This is a genomic window from Nostoc sp. T09, from assembly GCF_002154695.1.
Taxonomy (GTDB): Bacteria; Cyanobacteriota; Cyanobacteriia; order Cyanobacteriales; family Nostocaceae; genus Aulosira.
Window position 1 is genome coordinate 1 of record NZ_MTAV01000222.1, and the last position, 1,131, is coordinate 1,131.

The following is a 1,131-nucleotide window of genomic DNA, read 5'->3' on the forward strand; positions in this document are numbered from 1 at the left end:
ATTAATGTTCTTAGATTACATCTTTTGCTTACTTTTTGCTTAAGTTGACACCAATGAGCATTGCTAAACCCCTACGAAAAATTTATGTGTCTCTGGATTTTCGTGAATTGGTATGAGGGGCTATTTGCCGAAAGTGGATGCACCCTATGTTAAGCTCATCCCACATTTATAAAAAGTGAGATAAAAGCCTATTATTTTAAGAAATTCCACAATTATCTGATAATTAATTTGATGAGCGTTGACCCCGAGATTCACGATGTTGTTTCATTTTGGCTTGCTGTTCTGGGGTAAGAATTGCTTGAAATTCTTGCCTTTGATTGCGTTGAATTTCGCGAATTTGTTGTTTTTGCTCTGCTGATAAATTGAGCGATCGCAGTACTCTCATTGGCGATTCTTGCTGACTCTGAATTGCAGCTTTAAATTTTTCTTGTTGATCAGAAGTTAAAAGAGCAAGTATTTTCGCTTGGGTTTGTTCTCCTATCTGTTTTGCTTTTGCCTTTTGTGTATCGGTTAAATTGAGATCTGGTATTCTATCTGACGCAGTAGCTATCCCTGTTGTTTTTACAGAAGAATTTGTAGCCTTTTGGGTAGAGTTATTTGGAGTAGCTGATCCACTAGGTGAAGATAATTGGCAACCCGCAGTCAGAATTGCGATAGCAGCAGCACCTAATATCAGTTTGAAATTAAATTTATAATTCATGAATATATCTCCTAGCAAAATAGAATAAGCCAAATTAAAGCAACTTTGAGTTACTTAATAAAGTGGAAAATGTTTGTAATTTGTTTGGTGTCAAACAGCAATATTGCTAGCTATCTTTACGCTCATCCTGAGGTAGTAACTTCGTATCGGCTAACATAACATCTTGAATTTTATTAGAGAAAATATAAGTGTTATACGTTGATATTTTTTGCTCACTAAAACTTTTCCACGCAAATGCTGCACTCAAGTTACTATTAACGCTTATTTTCCTAAAAAATATTTATGACTATAGTCATAAATAGCTCCATGACTTTTTGCACAAAATTTAACTGCAATCACTTCTAGAAGATGTATTAATAAGATTTGTTTTATATCAGGACTTACGCAACTGGCACAGGCGATCGCTAAATTTCAGTACATATGTATTGCAT

At 34.6% G+C, this 1,131-nt stretch carries 1 protein-coding gene; it reads right to left on the bottom strand.

The window, feature by feature from the left end; translation table 11 throughout:
* Window positions 1-223: 223 nt before the first annotated feature.
* The gene (locus BV372_RS32920) at window positions 224-700 is read right to left on the bottom strand and encodes a Spy/CpxP family protein refolding chaperone (protein ID WP_086691456.1); all 477 of its coding nucleotides are present in this window, start codon (window positions 698-700) and stop codon (window positions 224-226) included.
* Window positions 701-1,131: the final 431 nt, after the last annotated feature.

Coding starts and splice junctions, on each gene's coding strand:
- BV372_RS32920 (WP_086691456.1), bottom strand. CDS start 700: ATGAATTATAAATTTAATTTCAAACTGATATTAGGTGCTGCTGCTATC.